The sequence below is a fragment of the Sphingomonas sp. LH128 genome (assembly GCF_000293195.2).
GTDB lineage: Bacteria > Pseudomonadota > Alphaproteobacteria > Sphingomonadales > Sphingomonadaceae > Novosphingobium > Novosphingobium resinovorum_A.
The window spans coordinates 1-2,554 of record NZ_ALVC01000410.1; the positions used below are offsets into that span (position 1 = coordinate 1).

A 2,554-nucleotide genomic window follows, 5' to 3' on the forward strand; every position below is an offset into this window, starting at 1 on the left:
CACCGCGTCGATGTCGGCGGCGCTGTGGCGCTCGGGCACGAAGCCTTCGCCCTTGCGGTTGACGATGCGGCCACGGCGCACCGGCTCGCGGGCGCCCAACTCCTCGCCCCAGCGCATGAGGTTCTCATAGCTCGGCACGTCGAGGAAGGTCGCCGCGTCGCCATAGGCGTCGCCGCGCACGAAGCCGCCGAACCAGCCGTAGGCGGCGATGTCGGCGATGGTGTACTCGTCACCCGCCAGATAGCGCGTTTCGCCGAGGCGCTTGTCAGCGACGTCGAGGATGCGCTTGGCCTCCATCGCGTAGCGGTCGATCGGGTACTGGTACTTTTCCGGCGCATAGGCGTAGAAGTGGCCGAAGCCGCCGCCCAGCATCGGCGCGCTGCCCATCTGCCACATCAGCCAGTTCATGCATTCGGTGCGGCCGGGGCCGGAGGTTGGCATGAAGGCGCCGAACTTCTCGGCGAGGTGGAACAGGATCGAGCCCGATTCGAACACGCGCACCGGCTCCGGGCCGGACAGGTCCAGAAGGGCGGGGATCTTGGAGTTCGGGTTGATCGACACGAAGCCCGAGGAGAACTGGTCGCTGTCCGAGATCGAGATCAGCCAGGCGTCGTATTCGGCTTCGTAGCCCGCCGCGAGGAGTTCCTCGAGCATGATCGTCACCTTCTGTCCGTTCGGGGTGCCGAGCGAATGGAGCTGGAAGGGGTGCTGGCCGCGCGGCAGTTCGCGTTCGAAGCGGGCGCCGGCGGTCGGGCGGTTGATGCCGGCGAACTCACCGCCGTTGGGCTGGTCCCAGGTCCAGACCTTGGGCGGGGTGTAGGTGAGATCGGCCATGCGGGAACGCTCCTTGGGAGATGGAAGACGGCGCACAGGTAGGTTCGCGCAGGAGCGCCGACAAGGCGGGAAGCGGTTATATAAGCGCTTCGTCCGGATGTTCGATGAAGGTCGCGGATCGACGCGGCGCCAATTTGCAGTCATCCCGGGCTTGATCCGGGATCGGCGCCTGTCTTTAGGCGCGAGGTTTGGCGGGGGCTTCGCCAAGCTCAGCCTGAGCGGGATTGGGCGCTTGGCGCAACCTCCGCCCACCCTGAGCTTGTCGAAGCACCACGTCTGGCGAAGAGGTGGGCCGCTCATGACCAGCGGTCCCGGATCAAGTCCGGGACGACGCCATCCTCAATGCCAGCTTCAGCCGATCTTGCGGATCCAGCCGTGAGTGTCCGGCGCTTCGCCGCGCTGGATCGATACGAGGCGATTCTTCAGCTTGCCGGTCAGCTGGCCGGGGCCGCCGGTGCCGATGGTGAAATCTCCATCGCGGCCCGAGACCTTGCCGACCGAGGTGACGACCGCAGCGGTGCCGCAGGCGAACGTCTCGATCAGCTTGCCCGAAGCGGCATCCGCGCGCCACTGGTCGAGGCTGTAGCGGCCTTCCGTCACCGTCAGGCCCTCTTCACGGGCGAGTTGCAGCAGGCTGTCACGGGTGATGCCGGGCAGGATGGTGCCGGTCAGTTCAGGAGTCAGCAGGGTGCCGTCGTCGAACGCGAAGTACAGGTTCATGCCGCCCAGTTCCTCGATCCACTTGTGCTCGGCGGCGTCGAGGAAGACGACCTGGTCATGGCCGCGCGCGATCGCTTCGGCCTGCGGCACGAGGCTGGCGGCATAGTTGCCGCCGCACTTGGCTGCGCCGGTGCCGCCGGGGGCGGCGCGGGTATAGTCCGAAACCCAGATCGACACGGCAGGGGCGCCCGACTTGAAGTAGTTGCCTGCCGGGCTGGCGATGACGATGAACTTGTACTGCTTGGCCGGGCGCACGCCGAGGAACGCCTCGGTCGCGATCATGAACGGGCGCAGGTAGAGCGAGGCGCCTTCGCCTTCCGGGATCCAGGCGCGGTCGATCTGCACGAGCTTCTCGATGGCTTCGACGAACACGCTTTCCGGCAGCGCGGGCATGGCGAGACGCTCGGCCGACTGGTTGAAGCGCGCGGCGTTGGCTTCGGGGCGGAACAGCGCGATGGCGCCGTCGGCCTGCTTGTAGGCCTTGAGGCCCTCGAAGATTTCCTGCGCATAGTGCAGCACCGCCGCCGCCGGATCGAGCGGGATCGGCTGGCGAGGGCCGATTACCGCATCGTGCCATCGCCCAACACCGTCTTGGCCTTCAGTCCACTCGATCGTCACCATATGGTCGGTGAAATTGGTGCCGAAGCCGGGGTTCGCCAGCACGGCTGCGCGCGTCTCGGCGCTGGCGGGGGCGGGGTGGGCAAGGGTGGTGAAAGTCAGGCCGGCATCGGCGAGAGTCGCCATCGAACGTATCCTCAAGTCTGCAACAGAATTGCGCCGTTGAACGAAAATTTCGCAGAATGCAACCCGGAAGCAATATTGCTACTCTAGCATTCAGTCTTAGCACGATGGCCCGGGGAGGCAAATCATCGAAGAATACCCCTCCGTCAACGACTTCGCCGCTGCCACCTCCCCATTGCTTCGCGAAAGGGAGGATCAAGCCCATCCTCCCTTTCGCGAAGCGATGGGGAGGGGAACCGCCGACGCAGTCGGGGGGGGG

2 protein-coding genes are annotated in these 2,554 nt (G+C 66.0%); both read right to left on the reverse strand.

All coding sequences use genetic code 11. The annotated features are described in order from the left end of the window. Positions 1-834, reverse strand: an 834-nt coding sequence (yghU, locus tag LH128_RS26840) for a glutathione-dependent disulfide-bond oxidoreductase (RefSeq protein ID WP_008832844.1), incomplete at its 3' end; no start/stop codon positions are given. A 351-nt stretch (positions 835-1,185) separates the two neighbouring features. Next, entirely contained in the window at positions 1,186-2,298 is a 1,113-nt protein-coding gene (locus LH128_RS26845) for a branched-chain amino acid aminotransferase (RefSeq protein WP_008832845.1), read from the reverse strand. Between the last annotated feature and the right edge of the window lie 256 nt (positions 2,299-2,554).

Excerpts from the sequence above, each read along its gene's own strand:
- LH128_RS26845 (WP_008832845.1), bottom strand. The coding sequence starts at position 2,298 with ATGGCGACTCTCGCCGATGCCGGCCTGACTTTCACCACCCTTGCCCAC.